This is a genomic window from Streptomyces sparsogenes subsp. cuspidosporus (assembly GCF_039532705.1).
Classification (GTDB): Bacteria; Actinomycetota; Actinomycetes; order Streptomycetales; family Streptomycetaceae; genus Streptomyces; species Streptomyces sparsogenes.
In genome coordinates this window covers 1-526 of the sequence record NZ_BAAASD010000175.1, presented here as the reverse complement: position 1 = coordinate 526, position 526 = coordinate 1, and the positions used below count along the sequence as shown (strand labels likewise).

1 protein-coding gene is annotated in these 526 nt (G+C 69.8%); it reads right to left on the bottom strand.

Translation table 11 applies throughout. The features are described from left to right. On the bottom strand, positions 1-526 hold a 526-nt coding region (locus ABFY07_RS42935), incomplete at both ends, for a hypothetical protein (protein ID WP_346179642.1).

The following is a 526-nucleotide window of genomic DNA, read 5'->3' as shown; positions in this document are numbered from 1 at the left end:
GCGGCACCGCCAGATCCGGTCGACCCGGCGGCGGCGTCCACTCGTTCGCGGGGGTGAGGAGCCGCAGGTCGGGCGCGGAGGGTTGCTGGCCCGGCAGGTCGACCTTGAACGGCGAGTGCTGGCCCGTGGGTTCGGGCGAGGACGCCTTCGAGGAGGTCGAAGTGGTCGACGGCCCATCCTGCGAGTCGGAGGGCCCTTGGGAAAAACGGCCGACCACCGCCGCCCACACCTGCTGGGTGATCGGCAGCAGGTCGTCGAACCCGGCGCCGGCCCGGTTCGCAGCCTTGCGGAACCTGCCCCAATCGGCCGGCAGGATGCAGGACTGCAGCATGGCGTACATCGCGCCGAGCGCTTCCATGTTGAGGCTGTCGTCGTCCGCAGCGGCCATGGCGTCGGCGAACTCCATCAGCGGCAGCCCCGACGGGATGCCGTTGATGACGCGGATCTCTTCGCCTTCGAACGTGAAGCTGTCGTACTTCGGCTCTGCGGCCGGGTCCTCGCCTGCCTGGGCGATCGTCCTCTTGAC